Annotated in this window: 16 protein-coding genes, 1 pseudogene and 1 riboswitch; of the genes and pseudogenes, 3 read left to right on the top strand and 14 right to left on the bottom strand. The window is 42.0% G+C overall.

The window, feature by feature from the left end; translation table 11 throughout:
* The first annotated feature begins 235 nt into the window (after positions 1 to 235).
* Positions 236 to 736 (top strand): ferritin, encoded by a 501-nt coding sequence (locus tag D4T97_RS19025; protein WP_126052349.1) that lies wholly within the window; start codon positions 236 to 238, stop codon positions 734 to 736.
* Between the two features lie 202 nt (positions 737 to 938).
* Here D4T97_RS19025 and D4T97_RS19020 read toward each other — a convergent pair whose 3' ends face one another.
* The 14 genes from D4T97_RS19020 to D4T97_RS20850 all read right to left on the bottom strand — a co-directional run bounded on the left by D4T97_RS19020 (position 939) and on the right by D4T97_RS20850 (position 13,771).
* Positions 939 to 1,256: an XdhC family protein gene (locus D4T97_RS19020; RefSeq protein WP_126052348.1), complete on the bottom strand. Its 318-nt coding sequence runs from the start codon at positions 1,254 to 1,256 to the stop codon at positions 939 to 941.
* Positions 1,253 to 2,089, bottom strand: a complete 837-nt coding sequence (locus D4T97_RS19015; protein WP_235872317.1) for an XdhC/CoxI family protein — start codon at positions 2,087 to 2,089, stop codon at positions 1,253 to 1,255. Before D4T97_RS19015 ends, D4T97_RS19020 begins: the two co-directional genes overlap by 4 nt.
* A 6-nt stretch (positions 2,090 to 2,095) precedes the next feature.
* Positions 2,096 to 4,432 carry a xanthine dehydrogenase family protein molybdopterin-binding subunit gene (locus D4T97_RS19010; RefSeq protein ID WP_126052347.1) on the bottom strand — a complete coding sequence of 779 codons (2,337 nt, stop codon included), beginning with the start codon at positions 4,430 to 4,432 and terminating at the stop codon, positions 2,096 to 2,098.
* Positions 4,429 to 5,307 carry an FAD binding domain-containing protein gene (locus D4T97_RS19005; protein WP_126052346.1) on the bottom strand — a complete coding sequence of 293 codons (879 nt, stop codon included), beginning with the start codon at positions 5,305 to 5,307 and terminating at the stop codon, positions 4,429 to 4,431. Before D4T97_RS19005 ends, D4T97_RS19010 begins: the two co-directional genes overlap by 4 nt.
* Positions 5,304 to 5,897 carry a nucleotidyltransferase family protein gene (locus D4T97_RS19000; protein ID WP_126052345.1) on the bottom strand — a complete coding sequence of 198 codons (594 nt, stop codon included), beginning with the start codon at positions 5,895 to 5,897 and terminating at the stop codon, positions 5,304 to 5,306. The genes D4T97_RS19005 and D4T97_RS19000 overlap by 4 nt, the downstream gene beginning before the upstream one ends.
* Positions 5,894 to 6,382: a (2Fe-2S)-binding protein gene (locus D4T97_RS18995; protein ID WP_126052344.1), complete on the bottom strand. Its 489-nt coding sequence runs from the start codon at positions 6,380 to 6,382 to the stop codon at positions 5,894 to 5,896. Before D4T97_RS18995 ends, D4T97_RS19000 begins: the two co-directional genes overlap by 4 nt.
* Before the next feature lie 137 nt (positions 6,383 to 6,519).
* Positions 6,520 to 6,616: riboswitch (purine riboswitch) on the bottom strand.
* A 364-nt stretch (positions 6,617 to 6,980) separates the two neighbouring features.
* Entirely contained in the window at positions 6,981 to 7,427 is a 447-nt protein-coding gene (locus D4T97_RS18990) for a universal stress protein (RefSeq protein ID WP_126052343.1), read from the bottom strand.
* A 453-nt stretch (positions 7,428 to 7,880) separates the two neighbouring features.
* The gene (panD, locus tag D4T97_RS18985) at positions 7,881 to 8,264 is read right to left on the bottom strand and encodes an aspartate 1-decarboxylase (RefSeq protein WP_126052342.1); all 384 of its coding nucleotides are present in this window, start codon (positions 8,262 to 8,264) and stop codon (positions 7,881 to 7,883) included.
* 862 nt (positions 8,265 to 9,126) lie between these two features.
* Positions 9,127 to 10,257: a Ger(x)C family spore germination protein gene (locus tag D4T97_RS18980; protein ID WP_126052341.1), complete on the bottom strand. Its 1,131-nt coding sequence runs from the start codon at positions 10,255 to 10,257 to the stop codon at positions 9,127 to 9,129.
* Positions 10,254 to 11,348, bottom strand: a complete 1,095-nt coding sequence (locus D4T97_RS18975; RefSeq protein ID WP_235872319.1) for a GerAB/ArcD/ProY family transporter — start codon at positions 11,346 to 11,348, stop codon at positions 10,254 to 10,256. The genes D4T97_RS18980 and D4T97_RS18975 overlap by 4 nt, the downstream gene beginning before the upstream one ends.
* Positions 11,345 to 12,862: a spore germination protein gene (locus tag D4T97_RS18970; RefSeq protein WP_126052339.1), complete on the bottom strand. Its 1,518-nt coding sequence runs from the start codon at positions 12,860 to 12,862 to the stop codon at positions 11,345 to 11,347. Before D4T97_RS18970 ends, D4T97_RS18975 begins: the two co-directional genes overlap by 4 nt.
* Positions 12,863 to 12,994: 132 nt before the next feature.
* Positions 12,995 to 13,228 carry a hypothetical protein gene (locus D4T97_RS18965; RefSeq protein ID WP_126052338.1) on the bottom strand — a complete coding sequence of 78 codons (234 nt, stop codon included), beginning with the start codon at positions 13,226 to 13,228 and terminating at the stop codon, positions 12,995 to 12,997.
* 102 nt (positions 13,229 to 13,330) lie between these two features.
* Entirely contained in the window at positions 13,331 to 13,495 is a 165-nt protein-coding gene (locus tag D4T97_RS21035; protein ID WP_328588786.1) for a hypothetical protein, read from the bottom strand.
* A 48-nt stretch (positions 13,496 to 13,543) separates the two neighbouring features.
* Complete coding sequence (locus tag D4T97_RS20850) at positions 13,544 to 13,771, bottom strand: hypothetical protein (RefSeq protein WP_235872316.1); 228 nt, start codon at positions 13,769 to 13,771, stop codon at positions 13,544 to 13,546.
* A gap of 175 nt (positions 13,772 to 13,946) precedes the next feature.
* Between D4T97_RS20850 and D4T97_RS21165 the strand changes: the two genes are divergently transcribed.
* On the top strand, positions 13,947 to 14,024 hold the full coding sequence (locus D4T97_RS21165; RefSeq protein ID WP_373316437.1) for a YjcZ family sporulation protein: 78 nt from the start codon (positions 13,947 to 13,949) through the stop codon (positions 14,022 to 14,024).
* A gap of 620 nt (positions 14,025 to 14,644) precedes the next feature.
* A pseudogene (locus D4T97_RS20845) lies at positions 14,645 to 14,775 on the top strand (sunset domain-containing protein); the annotation flags it as partial.
* Between the last annotated feature and the right edge of the window lie 457 nt (positions 14,776 to 15,232).

Below are 15,232 nucleotides of genomic sequence, written 5' to 3'. Positions count from 1 at the left end.
TCTGTGCTTTTTGAATTGAGCTTTTTTATTCCAACAGCGACCTTCCTAAAGGTCATTTCCCCTGCTTGTGCTACAGTATGTATTCGTTATTTTATTCAGCTAACCAATATTCAAACTCAGGTTTTAAAACATCTCTGACGTGATAAACTAGCCTTATCTAACGGTCCATATTCCGTGACTATCTAGAAGTGTTCAGTTACGATAAAGTAGTACTTTATTTGAAGGAGAGAATCCCATGTTCAATGAGAAATTGGCAGAAGCATTAAACAAGCAAATGAACAACGAGTTTTTTTCAGCACAGAATTATATGGCGATGGCGGCCTACTGTGAGCATAACAATTATCTCGGGTTTGCCCACTTCTATCTTCAGCAGGCGGAAGAGGAGCGCACTCACGGGATGAAAATTTATCAATATTTGAATGACCGCGGAGTCCATGTGAAATTTTCGGCATTAGACGAGCCGAAAACTGACTACGACTCAGTATTAGACACTTTTGAAAATGCCTTATGGCATGAAAAAGAAGTAACGAAAAGGATTTATGATTTAACCGACTTGGCTTGGGAGTACAAAGAGCATGCAACGATTTCATTCCTCAGATGGTTTCTTGATGAGCAGGTCGAAGAAGAGGCATCCTTTGAAACCCACATTGACTACATGAAGCGTATCGGAAATGACCAAAATGCCCTGTTCATTTATGAAAATGAGTTGGGAAAAAGAAACACCGCAGCTGAATAAAGAAAAGCGGAAGCGGCTTGTGACCTCGCGCCTTAAGGCGCGACATCCTGCCGCTTCACTTGCACTCGTACTTCGTGTATGTCGGTAGCATTTGGACCTCCTGTCCGTCGCAGCTAGACAAAACACACCCGATTCCTGACTAATATTCATCTAACTATAACGTGAAGACCTTGCATGCCAAACCGCCTGCAGGGTCTTCACGTTATATGACAGGCTCTATAAAAACATCCATGATTCCGCCGCAAATTCCGCCGTCCTCATACAACAGCCCCTCGGTCAAATCCACCCGATGCTGTATCGGTGTCCTCATTTTCATGACAGTAAATGCTTTTTCAATAACTTCGCCTTCCCCGCAACCGCCGCCAATCGTTCCAAAGATCTTGCCGTCCGGATAAATAATCATCTTTGCCCCAATGTCCCTAGGTGTTGATCCTTTTGTCCGGATAATCGTTGCAACAGCAGCACAAATCCCTTTGTCACGAATAGCCATGACCTTTCCGTAAAAATCAAGCGTGTTCATTTTTTCACTCTCTCCCTGAACTTCAAGTGCGAGTAGCTGGAAATTTTCTCTTTTAACGAATTTCCGCTTCTTCCATTTTTCACTTTTAAAATTTCTGCCATGATGCTGACAGCTATTTCAGCCGGGGTCTGCCCTCCGATATCCAAACCCACCGGAGAATAAATATTGGTAAAATTATGTTCAGAAAATTCATCTTTCAGCTGTTCGAAAACCCCAGATATCCTCCTCCTGCTCCCGATCATTCCGATATAGGCTGTACGCTGCTCCTGTTCAATTTCTTCTTCCCGCCTTAACAATTCCTGCAGACTGACAACATCAAATTTATGTCCCCTTGTCAGTAATACGATGAAAGTATTTGATGTAATGTGAATGCTTTTGAAGAATTTAATATAGGGGGAGCAGACAACTTCATCCGCCATTGGGAAACGCTCCTTATTGGCAAATTCAGGGCGGTCATCTATGACGGTTACATGAAAACCGGTCATCTTTCCGATTTCGGCCACTGGTTCTGATACGTGACCGGCTCCAGCAACAATCAGGCGAGGCGGCACCAGAAAGAATTCCATATAGCATTCAATTGGCAATTGTTCATATTCAAATTGAACAGTTTTTGATCGCCCTTTTTTAAAAGCAAGCAGAGTGCTATTGATAATAGCGGTTTGCAGACCATCTGAACAGGCTCCATCACTCATAAGAATACCGTCTTCACGCAGAAGAAGTTTTGCACCTATAATGGCATCGTCGGGATGTTTTGTAACCGTAATAAGAGCCACATCCTCCTGGCGATCTTTGATTGACTTTAAAAGTTCGGCATACATTTGTTCGTCCAGCACAATCCATCACCCCGAAACGAGTTCTTGTGACTTCGACTCCTGTATCGCTTGATAAATTTGTTCCGGTTTAGCGGGCAATCTTTTGATCCTTACTCCCACTGCGTCATGGATAGCATTCATGATAGCAGGAATGATTGGAATCATGACCACTTCCGCAATTCCTTTTGCGCCAAATGGGCCGGAAGCCTCCATTGATTCGACCGGAACCGTTTCAATCACAGGGGTTTCCCGTATGGTCGGGATAATATAATCTGTCAGGTTCCTTGTCTGATGATAACCGTCTTTCATGATGACATCTTCATACAATGTATATCCGATCCCCATGATAGCTCCGCCTTCTGTCTGCCCTTCCAACCCTTGAGGGTTCAATACTTTACCAACATCCGGAATAGCAACGACTTTCAAAACATCGGTTTCTCCCGTCAATGTATCCACTTCAACCAACACGACATGCGTCATATAGCCATACAGATGATGTGGTGCCCCGCCGGAATTTTTCAATTCTCTTTTTTCGCGTGGAAAATAGAAGTGGCCTTCGACACGAGTGGATTGATTTTTATCCCTCAACACTTCATATATCTCTTTATACGAAACAAAACGCTCTGTGTTGTTGGCTACAATTAGTTTATTCTCGGAAACTTCAATTTGATCTGCTGAAACACCAAGTAATTCTGCTGCCGTTTCAGATAGCAGGCCGATCATATTGGGTGCGGCAGTCGCTATTGCGCGGCCGCCGGTATACGTTGACCGCGAAGCGGATATTGTCCCGCTATCGAGCGTTTCCCTTGTATCACCTTGTAAGACAATGATGTTATCAATATCGCATTTTAAACATTCGGCCGCCACCTGCGCATATACCGTTCCATTTCCGGTCCCGATCTCTTCTATGGCCAAGCCTACTTTAAATTTGCCGTCTGGCATTAATTCAATCGAAGCCGCTCCATAATCCGGTGTCCGCAGGCCCATCCCAATGGCATGAAAGGAGGTTGCCAACGCCACGCCGCGTTTCTTCCAAGGCTCGCTTGCCTGCGATTTATGAAGATCCCGGTTGACCCAGAGATCGCACTCTTCGGCCCTTTCAAGCGTTTGGATGGTGCCGACACTTGACTTCACGACATGGCCAAGGCTTGAAACCTCCCCTTGGCGATAAGCATTTTTTTTCCTTATTTCAATCGGATCGAGCCCTGTTTTTTTCGCCAGCATATCAATATGCGTCTCAATGCCGACACAGACCTGGTTGACACCGAAGCCTCTAAATGCACCTGCAATTCCGTTATTTGTATATACGCAAAAACCTTCCATATCAACATTAGGTATTTTATACGGGCCTGCCGCATGTTCGATGGCCAATGCGACAACCGCTCCGCCCAATGAAGCGTATGCTCCCGTATCCCCTACTGCGCGTACTTTATGAGCCACTAATGTACCGTCTTTTTTAGCTCCGGTTTTCACCGTCACTTTAAAAGGGTGGCGCTTGATCCCAGCCACAACAGATTCTTCCCGGGAAAGGTGAAGCTTGACTGGCCTTCTGTTTGTATTTAAAGCCAATAGAGCCAGGTAGATCTGCACAGTGATCTCGTCTTTCCCTCCGAAGCCCCCTCCGTTTGGACTGGAATGGATGTGGATACGCTCCGGGTTCAATGCAAGCGCTCGAGCAATTTGGAGCTTATCCCGGTGACCGTACTGGCCCGGACATTGGATGGTCAGGGACCCGTCTTCCTCAACTTTCCCCCATCCTCCTTCGGTCTCAAGGAATGCATGCATCTGTCTTGGTGAATAAAACGTATTTTCAAATATGAAGTCCGCTTCCTCAAAGCCTTTGTCAATGTCGCCGTTTTTGATCACCACATGGCTGTGTATATTTCCATCCGGATGCAGTTGCGGCGCCCCTTGAACCATGGCAGCTTCCGCATCTGTTACAGCTTCCAGCGGATCGTAATCCACCTCGATTAAGCCGATCGCTTCTTCTGCAGCTTCTAGTGTTTCTGCGGCGACAAGTGCGACAGCATCCCCTGTACACCTGACAATATCTTCACATAATACGGGCTGGTCAGGAGTGACGATACCAAACCCGTTGAATCCAGGGATATTTTCATGTGTTAAAACACAGACGACATCTGGATGCGCCTCCGCCTTGGACGTGTCGATCGATCTGATTTTTGCAAAGGGGTATTTGGCCCGCAGCACTTTACCCCAAACCATGTCCGGGTAATGGTAATCAGTCATATACTTCTGTTCTCCGGTCACTTTTTCAGGACCGTCAATCCTTTTGACCGCCTTCCCGACCCATTTCAACCCCTCTCCTGTTCCGAATTTTTGGACATCTTCCATTTGCTGGCTCATCTTTCCTCCCACCTTTTCATTAGCCGGTATAGTCCTCTTGCCAATAATGCAGACGCCATACTTCTTCTGTATTTTGCCGTTGCTCTTCCATCCGTAATCGGCATGACTTCTTTCCAAGCAATATCCGCGATATCTCTGATTGTTTCGTCAGTCAATGGACCAAGACTGAGCATCTTTTCACATTTGGCTGCACGGATGATTGTCGGTCCAACTGAACCGAATGCGATTTTTCCACCGATACAATTACGCGGTCCCTCACCCATTTTTAGCGATATAGCCGCATTGACAATTGAGATGGACTGCGCTTTCCTCGGACCAAGCTTTTCAAAAATTCCTATCTCGTTCTCCGCCTGCGGGCGGATAATGATGTTCGTAATCATTTCGTCCTGTGTTTGTACCGTATTTCCTGGTCCATTGAAAAACTTTGTGATTGGAACGATTCTATTTCCCGCCAGAGAACTTAGCTCAATCTGAGCATCAAGAACGAACAGCGGAGGAATGGTATCGCCTGCTGGCGATGCAGTCCCCAAATTGCCTCCAATCGTTCCCATGTTCTGGATTTGGACGCCCCCGACTTCATTGGAGGCTGCCGCCAAAACATCTGCCTTATTCCAAAGCAATTTTGAATGGATAATATCCGTGTGAGTTGTCAAAGGCCCAATATGAATTCCATTACTTTCTTCGCGGATATATCGGAGGGAATCCAATCTCTTAAGATTAATCCAGGTTTCGGGTCTTCCAATGCCATCCTTCATTCGAACCACGGCATCTGTTCCTCCGGCTAATAGCCGTACAGACTTCTCTTTATCACTTAAAAAATACAGACATTCCTCTACTGTTTCAGGGGTGACCATATCGATCTCCGATACGTTCATTTGGACCCTCCTCGCCTGCTATAATAATCTTCCGGTCTATTAAAATTTAATAGAATGGCTGAATCATTTACATCCAGGTAAGTAATTTGTTTTTGAAACTTATCAATGATGCTTCTCAACCCCATCGTTTCTTCATTTACGAGCATCAGTTCATTTTTCAGCGATCCGTGAAACAATATGGGATGACCGCGCTTTTTATTAAATGTTGGTATGACTGCTGCCGCTTCGGTATGTTTCAAATGCTTCACCATCTTCGCTAATACTTCCGATGGGACAGGCTGATCGACAGCAGAGATAAAAATCCCTTGCGGCATTCTCCGAAGACTTTGTACTCCTTTTCGGATGGAAGAACTTTTTCCCTCATCGAAAGAATCGTTTTCGACTACCTTCACCTCATACATCGAGATGGTTTGTTTAAGCTGCTCCGAATGATAACCGAGGACCACGATGATTTCATCAATTTTTGCCAGTTTCATTTGTTCAATCTGGTATTGAATAAGCGGCACGCCTTTCCACGAAAGCAATGCTTTTAATTGGCCCATCCGGCTGGAGCGGCCAGCGGCCAGCAGGATGGCTGCTGCTTTTGTCAATTAGGAATTCCCTTCGGCTTCTGCTTTTTTTGGGCTGCCGTTTGGACAGCTTTGATGATTTTCGTATAACCTGTACATCTGCAAAGGTTTCCGCTCAATGCCTTCATGACTTCATCAACTGATGGAACATGGTTGATACTGTCCAAAAAGGATCTGGCCATGACGATGAATCCTGGAGTGCAGTAGCCGCATTGTGTTGCGCCTTCGTCGTAGAAAGCCTCTTGTATGGGATCCATATTCACTGTCTGTCCAATTCCCTCAACAGTGACAACGCTCTCATTCTCTACTTGTCCCGTAAGCATCAGACATGAACAGACAGCCTCGCCATTGATAAGCACAGTACACGATCCGCATTCTCCCTTTCCGCAACATTCCTTGCTACCGGTCAACTGGAGTTGATCTCGCAATACGTCTAACAAAGGCATGCTGGGCGGGCAATTGACAGACTTTTCCTGTCCATTGACCAAGAGTTTGATTGTTTTCAAGAAATCGACCTCCATACAAAATTGGTATAGCCACTTTCTATTTCAGGATGTAAAGGTATGGGATTTTAGGGAGGAACCTTCTATGAAGTGAGAGCTGGAAGAAGAAAATAAAAAAGCTACAAAAAGGAGCCTTCAATAGTGAGAAAGCGCCTTTTCGTAGCTAAGGTTTACGGTTCCCTGTAGAAACCCCCACACCGACAGCGGGGTTATACGAAAATGGCTAATAAAAAAGCCTGGGTATTTAGTTCCTGATATTTGGCTTTTATTATATATGCAGACGATTTAAGTGTCAATACTAAATTTTCTAAAAAATAAAATATACCTTGGCGATTCATGTAATATTTTAGCGGAAGGCTATTACCTCATGCTGGTGCAGTACTTCATATTTCCCCAAACAAAACATTGGAAGCAAAACGCACAATGACCATTTTTGACGGAAAAGACCTGTCAGGGCCATTATCGAGCCCGGAGCCAACGATTGATGTAAGGCGAAGAGACACTTTGCAGGCTTTAGCGCCAATGCAGATTCCTTCCACAAAAATCTCAAACCACCTTAGCTGAATACTGAAAGATGGTTTTAAATCTAGAAATTGTATTTTTACTCTTTTTCGGTTCTTACGACAAGAACATCGCACTCGGCATGACGTGTAATATGTTCGGATACACTTCCAAGGAACATTCTTTCCACGGCATTGATTCCTGTCGCCCCACAAATAATTAGGTCCGCATTGACTTTTTTGGCAGCATGCTTTGTGATTACCGTTTTTGCTGAACCTTCTTCAACAAGCGTGCCAACTTTATCAAGACCATGTTCCTTCGCTTTTTGAACGTAGCCATCTAAAAGCTCCTCGGCATGCTTGATAGCCTTTTTCGTAAAATTCACATCGTACAATTCGATTCCACGATAGTGGCTCGTATCAACAACATGAACGAGGTTCAACGTGGCGTCATTCCTTTTTGCTACTTCAATTCCTTTTCTAAAGGCCCACTCTGCAGGTTCAGAACCATCAACAGCAACCAGTACTTGATTATAAGACAGATCCATATGTACATCCCCTTTAATATTATCTTATCTCTATTAAACTATTTTATTTGTTTAAAAGCCAGAAAAATATGGAAAAAAGGGTTATACCAAGCGGATTACTATGAAGTATGAAATTCAGCCAATCGAAAAAGTCATTTGAAATCCTGAAAATAATTGAGCCACCATTTATAAGGGGAGTCTTTTATAATCACTGGGCATACTATTTCGAGCCTTCCTTAAAATAGAATTGATAAAAGATGCTGGATTATTTCAGGTTCCTGTATTTTTATCGCCTAAATACCTATTCTATTAGCTTTTTTCTCCATGAGAAGGATCGTGTTGTGGCTGCCAAGAGAGGCAGCTAAATGCATTACAAAGAGTTGTTAAAGAAGCCATGATTTCTACACAACTTTTATTAATATATAAAAAAGCATGTTTTCACCAAAACATGCTTATGCATTATTGCTATGCTAATCATAAAACCGTATTCGCCGGTTCAGCCGGCAGGATTTCTTTGATGCGATTATTTTCATCCATAATGGCCACTTTTGGCTGATGTGAAGCGACTTTTTCTTCCGGGATAAGTACATAGGAAATAATGATAACAATATCTCCTTCCTGCACAAGGCGGGCAGCTGCCCCGTTCAGGCAGATAATGCCGCTTCCCCTTTCACCCGGGATGATATATGTCTCAAGCCGTGCACCATTATTATTGTTAACGATCTGGACTTTTTCATTGGCAGTCATCCCTACTTCATCCAATATGTCCGCGTCGATCGTAATGCTGCCGACGTAATTTAAATTAGCCTCAGTCACGCGGGCCCGGTGGATTTTTCCATTCATCATTGTTCTGTACATGCTGTTTCCTCCTGCTGGTTTTCTTTCTAAAAACTCACCCATATTCGGATTCTCAAATAAAAATGAATCCCCGCAAAATGGCAGAAGGATCTTAATTTCAAATTAATGTTCAGTTCATCCTTCTGTCCCCGTCCGAAAAAGGATCTGGGCAGATATATTTCTTCAAAACTCTTTTGCGAAGGTGCAGTTCAGTTGTGATACCGCCCATCAGAATTATATCAAAAACGGATTTCCTTAGGCTACTAAATATTTACCAAGTTATTTTTTCCTGTGAACTTTCTATAATTTAAAAGCCAATATTAATTTAGGAAATTCGCCAATAAAAACCACTGTTCCCTGTCCTCAAAGTGATATTCCGATTACGCTCGCTGACTTTAAGGCTTTCTGTACGCCACTTACAATGAAGTGCACCCATTACAGGGCCAAGCTGAAAGAAACACTGGTCATGCCAATATTTCTTTTGGTATTAGCGTTGATGGTCCCTCTGTTCATTTATTTAACAGAGCTAGTACAAAGCTTTTTAATCCAGCTCTTCCTATTGTCGAAAAAATACCATCTCTCATTATTTCCATTTGTGTTCTGTATCCTGTTTATGCCCTTTACGAGCGTTTTAAAGCTTGTTCGGGCAATTATCCATTTATAAAATTTGATTTTACCAGCATTATTGAAGAGGATGATTTCACCAAGAAGGGAGTGCCTTTATCAGCTAACTCACTCTTTTTGCTTCACACATACAGTTCCTTTCTATACTGCTAAAAATTGCAGGATTTGCGTGGTCAGCCCTACTTTATCTATTTAATCATTTGCCTTGAATGGTTCAACCCCCTTGAGTTATAGAACTTGGGAACTGTCGGATGGTTCATCAATTTATGATCCCGTGCTGAACAATTTCAACATTAAATGTTGTTTCAATTGGAATCTCTGGATAAGCCTTATTCCAATCTATCTTTTTCCATACAGGATGGTGATAGGCTTTCACTCTTTCACCAAGTCCCAATGCATCACTGTTGGCTTCCTGCATTTTATTTAATGTCTCCTTTGCGAGCTCATTCAGGGCCTTTTCCACTTTTTTTGATAAGACCTTAACTTCTTTTTCACTGCTCAACTTGTTTGACGCATACTCATCAATATCTAGCTTGAGGTTTATTTTTATCTTAGCCCGGATTTGATTATTATTCGTATTGATTTTGATCTTTCTTTTTATTTTACGGACAACTACATTGACAAATTTCTTTTCATTGTTTTTTTCATGATCGTTGACATTTAAATTCAATGACAGGGCTTTGGTCCTGTTGTCCTGTAAAATCAATAGCATACCCGATTCTTGAAGTCCAAGCCGGCCTGTGAATTTATCATCATTGAACAAAGCCAGGCCTTCCACCTTCACTGCCTCTTCCTTTTGATCGCTTAATCCGATATAAGGTAAAACCACATCCTTGCCTTCCGATAAAATGATCGGGCATATTGCCTGGACATTTTCATTTTTTGTGATTCCCCCCCGCTCAGCACTGCGAAGAAGCTCAGCAAAAAACTGACTGATCAAAATTGAATCTTCTTCCTTGAAATTTAAGGCATCTTTTGCTTTTCCGTCTACAATCGCCACTTTTGCATTCAAAGGTCCTCTTAAATCTCGATAAGTAGAGTCCAAAACAGGAAAAACGCCATGCGCCGCCAATTCTTCACCAAACAAAATAACCTTGGCCTTTGACATATCAAATTTTTCTGGAATGATTTTATCCATATGAACCTCTGCATCCCGGACTGTTTCGCCCTGTGAAGAAATCACTTTACTACTTTCATTGGAAACTCCATTTTGCTGTATTCCAGCTTTATTGACTGGATAGGAAACTGTATTTAAGATTTTCTCATCATCAGTCTGGTCATATCCTACTGTCAGAACAAGTGTGTGATCTTTTAATAAACGCTGGTCCCAGCATCCGCAAAGAATGATTGACATGCTAGATGCCCAGATTAGAACCGCTCGATGGTTCATGCATTTTCCACCTGCCCCTTCTTTTTGAATAGGATGGAAATCACTAATAACAGGAACGGTAATCCAAAGCCAAATGGGTAGACAAAATAATTGTTGACTTTAGAAAATGAAGCAATTTCATACTTTCCCTGGAAATTGATAGCAACTAGAAAGCAGGTGCTTGCCGCAATTAAGGAAAAATATTTTATTTCTTTAACGTTCATGACATGTGAAAAACCTAACGATATCCCGTATACCAAATTTACGAAGGTCGTTGCCACTAAAACAATCCACATGGAGGTAAAGAGTAAGTCCGGCCTTTCAACCATTTTAAAAGAGAAGGATTTGATTAAATAAAAAACAGGCTCAGGGACCAACTTTAATTCTTTCGGACTAAAAAAAAGGAGACTTGTTAAAACAAGGAAGGAATAGAACAGGGTGACAAAAACATTTGCAATCGTGGCTGCTTTCAGGACTCCATTTTTTTCACCTTGCACAAAAGGGTAAACGAGTAACAATAACTCGAATCCTTGGAAAGAATAAATACTGGGCTTTATTCCTTTTAAAATCGGAACAAGCCCTTTTTCACCAACTGGCAATATATATGTGATATTTGCATCTTTTAATGCATAGGCGGATAGGCCGATAAACACTACAATCACAACCGATGACAGAACAAAGAAACGAACCATAAGTTGAAGGTTGTCTTTGACAATATAGTAGGCTGTAAAGGTCATAAGCAGCAAGGTTAGCCATGTTGGAGTCAAAGGCAGCATCCAAACCTTGATAATATAGCCAAACTTTGCCAGAACCAGGCTTCCGATTGAGATAAAGTAAATGCAATACAGAATGATGATTGCTTTACCAAGAATTTTACCAAATAAAGCTTGGATGATTCCATATAAATTCGTTGATGGAAAACGGGCCATCAATGCCCAGATTAGAAAAACCATGCCCTGAAGAATAATTCCGGTGAGAAAAACAGATATCCAGCTGTCCCCATCCGCTATCAAAAAAACATCAAATGGCATGGATATGACTCCTACCCCCACCTGGGCGTGGATTAGCAAAAATATCAATTGAAATTGCGTAATCTGTTTTTTACTAATCATTCTTTTTTCCATTCCCTTGATGCCTTTTGTTTAAGAGTATTTTGAGCCTGTGCATTTTTCGGACGGCTATTCAGCAGCCAGACCGGAAAGCGGACAAACGAGTCCTTCAAATCTTTGAAATGCACTGGTGCAACAGGCGATAAGTATGGTGATCCAAAAGATTCGAGTTTGCACATATGCATAATAATGATCATCAGTGAAAAAACAATGCCCACGAATCCAAGAGTTGCAGCTCCAATCATAATAGGAAGCGACAATATCCTAATGGTGTTGCCCATTTCATAAGAAGGGATTGTAAAAGACATGATTGCCGTAAGCGCGATGACAATGATCATCACATTTGACACTATTCCTGCGTTAACCACTGCATCACCTATTATGAGACCCCCAACAATGCCAATCGTCTGACCGATCGGTGTCGGAAGCCTTATACCCGCTTCACGGATCAATTCAATCGTGATGGCCATGACAATCGCTTCAATCAATGGCGGAAACGGAATGTTTTCGATGGAACTTTTTACGATAGTAACGACGTCCTGCGGAATGATCTCATAATGAAACCCGACGACTGCAATGTAAATCGGCGGAAGTGTCAAAGCTCCCCAGAAGCTGAACAGTCTCAGCAGACGGAAAACTGAACCGGCGTAAAATCTGATATTAAAATCATCCGGAGTCTGGAAAAAGGCAAAAAATGAGACTGGAACTATGGATACGTCTGAGGTCCCCTCACTCATGACAGCTATCCTTCCCTCCATTAGATGAGCCTCCAGCCGGTCAGGCCTCTCCGTAAACAATATTTGCGGAAACGGTGAAAATGGACTGTCCTCAAGACATTCCTCGATATAACCGGGGCTGAAAACCATATCGGTAGAGATAGATTCTATTCTCTTTTGGACCTCTTCCACCAATGATGGATCAGCCAGATCACTTATGTAAATTACTGCCAGGTTTGTTTTTGACTCCCATCCCAGTTCGAAATATCTAATCGTCAGTTGACGGTTTTTAATACGTTCCCTGACCAGATTCAAATTTACATTTAATTTTTCTACAAATCCTTCATGTGACCCGCGGACCACTTTTTCGTTTTCGGGTTCATCCGGAGTCCGGACATTCACTTGAAGTGTGTTGAACAAATAAATCTCGGTACCGCCCTCGAAGAAAAGTGCACAACAACCTGATAACATCTGGGATACGGCCTCTTTTAAACTGGCTGATATATGAAGCTCCACACTTGTAATTAGTTCCTCGATACTTTGGCTCTCCCCGGCTTCTGATAATGGAATCAGAAAGCTCCTTTGAATTTCCTTTGTATCAGCTATCGTATCCAGATATATAAGCTTTCCCTGCTTTCCGCGGAAAGTCACTTGACGCATTTTCAAATCATCCGTATTGTAGAAAGCTTTGCATATGTAATCAATATTATCTTCAATCAATGGGAACAGCGGTTTAACTTCTTTCTCCTGATTGCCCATGGTTTTTAACGGCTTTCCGTTATATTTTTTAAAAAAAGACATTCGTATTGCTCAACTCGTCTCCTGTAATATTGCTACAAGTATTTACAGTATTTGCCTGTCCTATTCAAAGTCGGACTTCCTTGTAAAGCAAAAAAGAGCCCATTCTTTTCAATGGACTCTTTAGATAGAAGCTTATTGGTCACCCTTTTTAGTGGGAGGCAGCACTTCTACAGCATCCTCCCCAATCACTGGTTCAGCCGGGCTTTCATTCCAGGCAGGATGCTCCTCAATGTTTTGGTTTACTTTGATTATTTTCTTTTGAGTGTCAGACGTGTTTTCACTTATGGCAAATTCCTGTACAGATGTGCACGCCGCAAGCAGTAGAATGGAAGTGATCGGCACAATCTGCTTCCATTTTAACTTCATACATAAAACCTCCAGATCTTCAGCTTGATTCCGAGCCAATTATAACAGTGTGATAAATAGAAAACTGCATATTTATCTCATCTTAATGAGTGTGTGGCTATATTATAAAAAAAGAAATATGATTTTAATTATTTGTGAAGATATTTCCAGTAATTTGTGGGCTTGTTTTTGATCGGAACGGTTATAAGAGAGTGGCAGCTTATGCAGATACTGTTTGTGAAACATTTTCTGCTTAAACCGGAACACCGGGAAAAGGACTCCTTTCACATCCACCACTTCAATGCTTCCGCCATATTCAAAATCAGGTATATTAATCTATCTGCCTATGAGTCTTGCCGTCCTTTTCGAAGGCTTCCCGAAAAAGATACCAGGGCTGGATCCGGAAAATAATATCTGCTTGTTAGCTTCCAGCCACTTCAATTGCTCGTAATACTGCGACACTGTCAAAAACATGGCCGGCATTCTCCACCTTTTTATTAGAATACATAGACCGCGTTTTTCCCTAATATTCCTGTACTCCTGTATCAACATACTTTGACTCATTAGAATTCTCCTCTGGTAAATCTAATAAATGCAACCATTTTACTCCCTGTCCGCTAATCACTAGCTCGTTATAAAGAAACTTGAATAAACTATACTAACTGTTCGAAAGGCGGTGATTCATATGGGATGCTTCGGTTGTGGCTATGGTGGCTACGGTTACGGCGGTGGTTATGGAATGGGCAGCTCCTTCGCGTTAATCGTGGTTCTTTTCATTCTGTTAATTATTGTCGGCACAGCATTTGTCCGTTACTAGTCCATCCACATGCGTAGACTGTCACCCCAATGGTATTTAAGCCTTTAACTCACCTCACCTCACCACCTGAAGAGCGCTACCGCCAGGCGCTCTTTAATATCCTGTTTCCTTCTCTTAATACCTTCCGAAAACTATTTCCACCATTAAACTTCCATGACGTTTATTGTTAACAAGGATATTTCGGTAGTTTTTTAAAAAGCATTCGCTTTACATGCCGTATCAATTTGTCTGAACTCTATCAGTACAACTTCTTACCTTAATTCTTCGCACGGCAAATCATGGACTGGTACTCCGTCCCTGGAATGGGTCCAGCCTTTTTCAAGCAGCTGATCAATACAAAATTTGCGTTTAGCTTCTAGCGAAACTCTCATAAATCTTCCACTCCTTTCATTGCACCAATTAGCATCTGAATAGCTTTCTCTCTACTCACGCAGGCATAGCTAACCGAGAAAAAAATCAGGATATGGTCCATCGAAAACTAAGCACAGGAAGACGGATTTAAGGAGCCTAAAAATAAAGCTGTAGCGTCAACACCTAAAAAAGACAACCCAAGCGCCATAAACTACTAAGAAAGCTTAGGCAAAGCCGGCACCCGCTCCTAAATCAGATTCGGAGCCTGAATTAAAGGAAGCCGAAGCGGAATTTATCATGTTGCTGGAAGTACACATTACAACAGGACAACAAATGTAGCTCAGTAGTCTGTTCTGAGCAAGAAGCGATAAATGCTCGATACAGGGCCCCGAAGAGATAAAACAACTGTTTTTGAAGAAACGAAAAAAATTGATGAAGGGATAATAGTTGTATCAAGTAAAAACTAGAAACGTACAAAGGGCAGAAGCTCTTTCATTGATGTTGGTCTACTACAATACATAGGTTGGATTATTGTTTCTGGTTTATTTTTTTTCAAACATCTTCAGTAATTTTGAGGTGTTCAAGGGGTATTTTTAGGGGTGTGTTATCACCCGACAAGTGATATAAAAGAACAAAACAAAAAAGCACAGTGTGTGCATGAAGTAATATCAACACTCATCCAAAGCAAAGAGTACACGGTACAAAATAACGAAATATTAAAAAAGGAAACCACTCTTAAAAATTCGAACTCCTTCTCTTTTGAGAGGGGTTTAATTTTTTATATGCGATCGGAAAAAGCAAGAAATATTTATTACATCTTTTTCCACAATCGCGCCCTTTTAATGGAATAAATAGCC

The organism is Siminovitchia acidinfaciens, assembly GCF_003605385.1.
Lineage (GTDB): Bacteria > Bacillota > Bacilli > Bacillales > Bacillaceae_C > Siminovitchia > Siminovitchia acidinfaciens.
This window is presented reverse-complemented; position numbering and strand designations above follow the sequence as displayed.

Bases quoted from the DNA above. Each gene is read 5' to 3' on its own strand.
- D4T97_RS19025 (WP_126052349.1), top strand. From the start codon at position 236: ATGTTCAATGAGAAATTGGCAGAAGCATTAAACAAGCAAATGAACAAC.
- D4T97_RS19020 (WP_126052348.1), bottom strand. From the start codon at position 1,256: ATGAACACGCTTGATTTTTACGGAAAGGTCATGGCTATTCGTGACAAA.
- D4T97_RS19010 (WP_126052347.1), bottom strand. From the start codon at position 4,432: ATGAGCCAGCAAATGGAAGATGTCCAAAAATTCGGAACAGGAGAGGGG.
- D4T97_RS19005 (WP_126052346.1), bottom strand. From the start codon at position 5,307: ATGAACGTATCGGAGATCGATATGGTCACCCCTGAAACAGTAGAGGAA.
- D4T97_RS18990 (WP_126052343.1), bottom strand. From the start codon at position 7,427: ATGGATCTGTCTTATAATCAAGTACTGGTTGCTGTTGATGGTTCTGAA.
- panD (WP_126052342.1), bottom strand. From the start codon at position 8,264: ATGTACAGAACAATGATGAATGGAAAAATCCACCGGGCCCGCGTGACT.
- D4T97_RS18980 (WP_126052341.1), bottom strand. From the start codon at position 10,257: ATGAACCATCGAGCGGTTCTAATCTGGGCATCTAGCATGTCAATCATT.
- D4T97_RS18975 (WP_235872319.1), bottom strand. From the start codon at position 11,348: ATGATTAGTAAAAAACAGATTACGCAATTTCAATTGATATTTTTGCTA.
- D4T97_RS18970 (WP_126052339.1), bottom strand. From the start codon at position 12,862: ATGTCTTTTTTTAAAAAATATAACGGAAAGCCGTTAAAAACCATGGGC.
- D4T97_RS18965 (WP_126052338.1), bottom strand. From the start codon at position 13,228: ATGAAGTTAAAATGGAAGCAGATTGTGCCGATCACTTCCATTCTACTG.
- D4T97_RS20850 (WP_235872316.1), bottom strand. From the start codon at position 13,771: ATGAGTCAAAGTATGTTGATACAGGAGTACAGGAATATTAGGGAAAAA.
- D4T97_RS21165 (WP_373316437.1), top strand. From the start codon at position 13,947: ATGGGCAGCTCCTTCGCGTTAATCGTGGTTCTTTTCATTCTGTTAATT.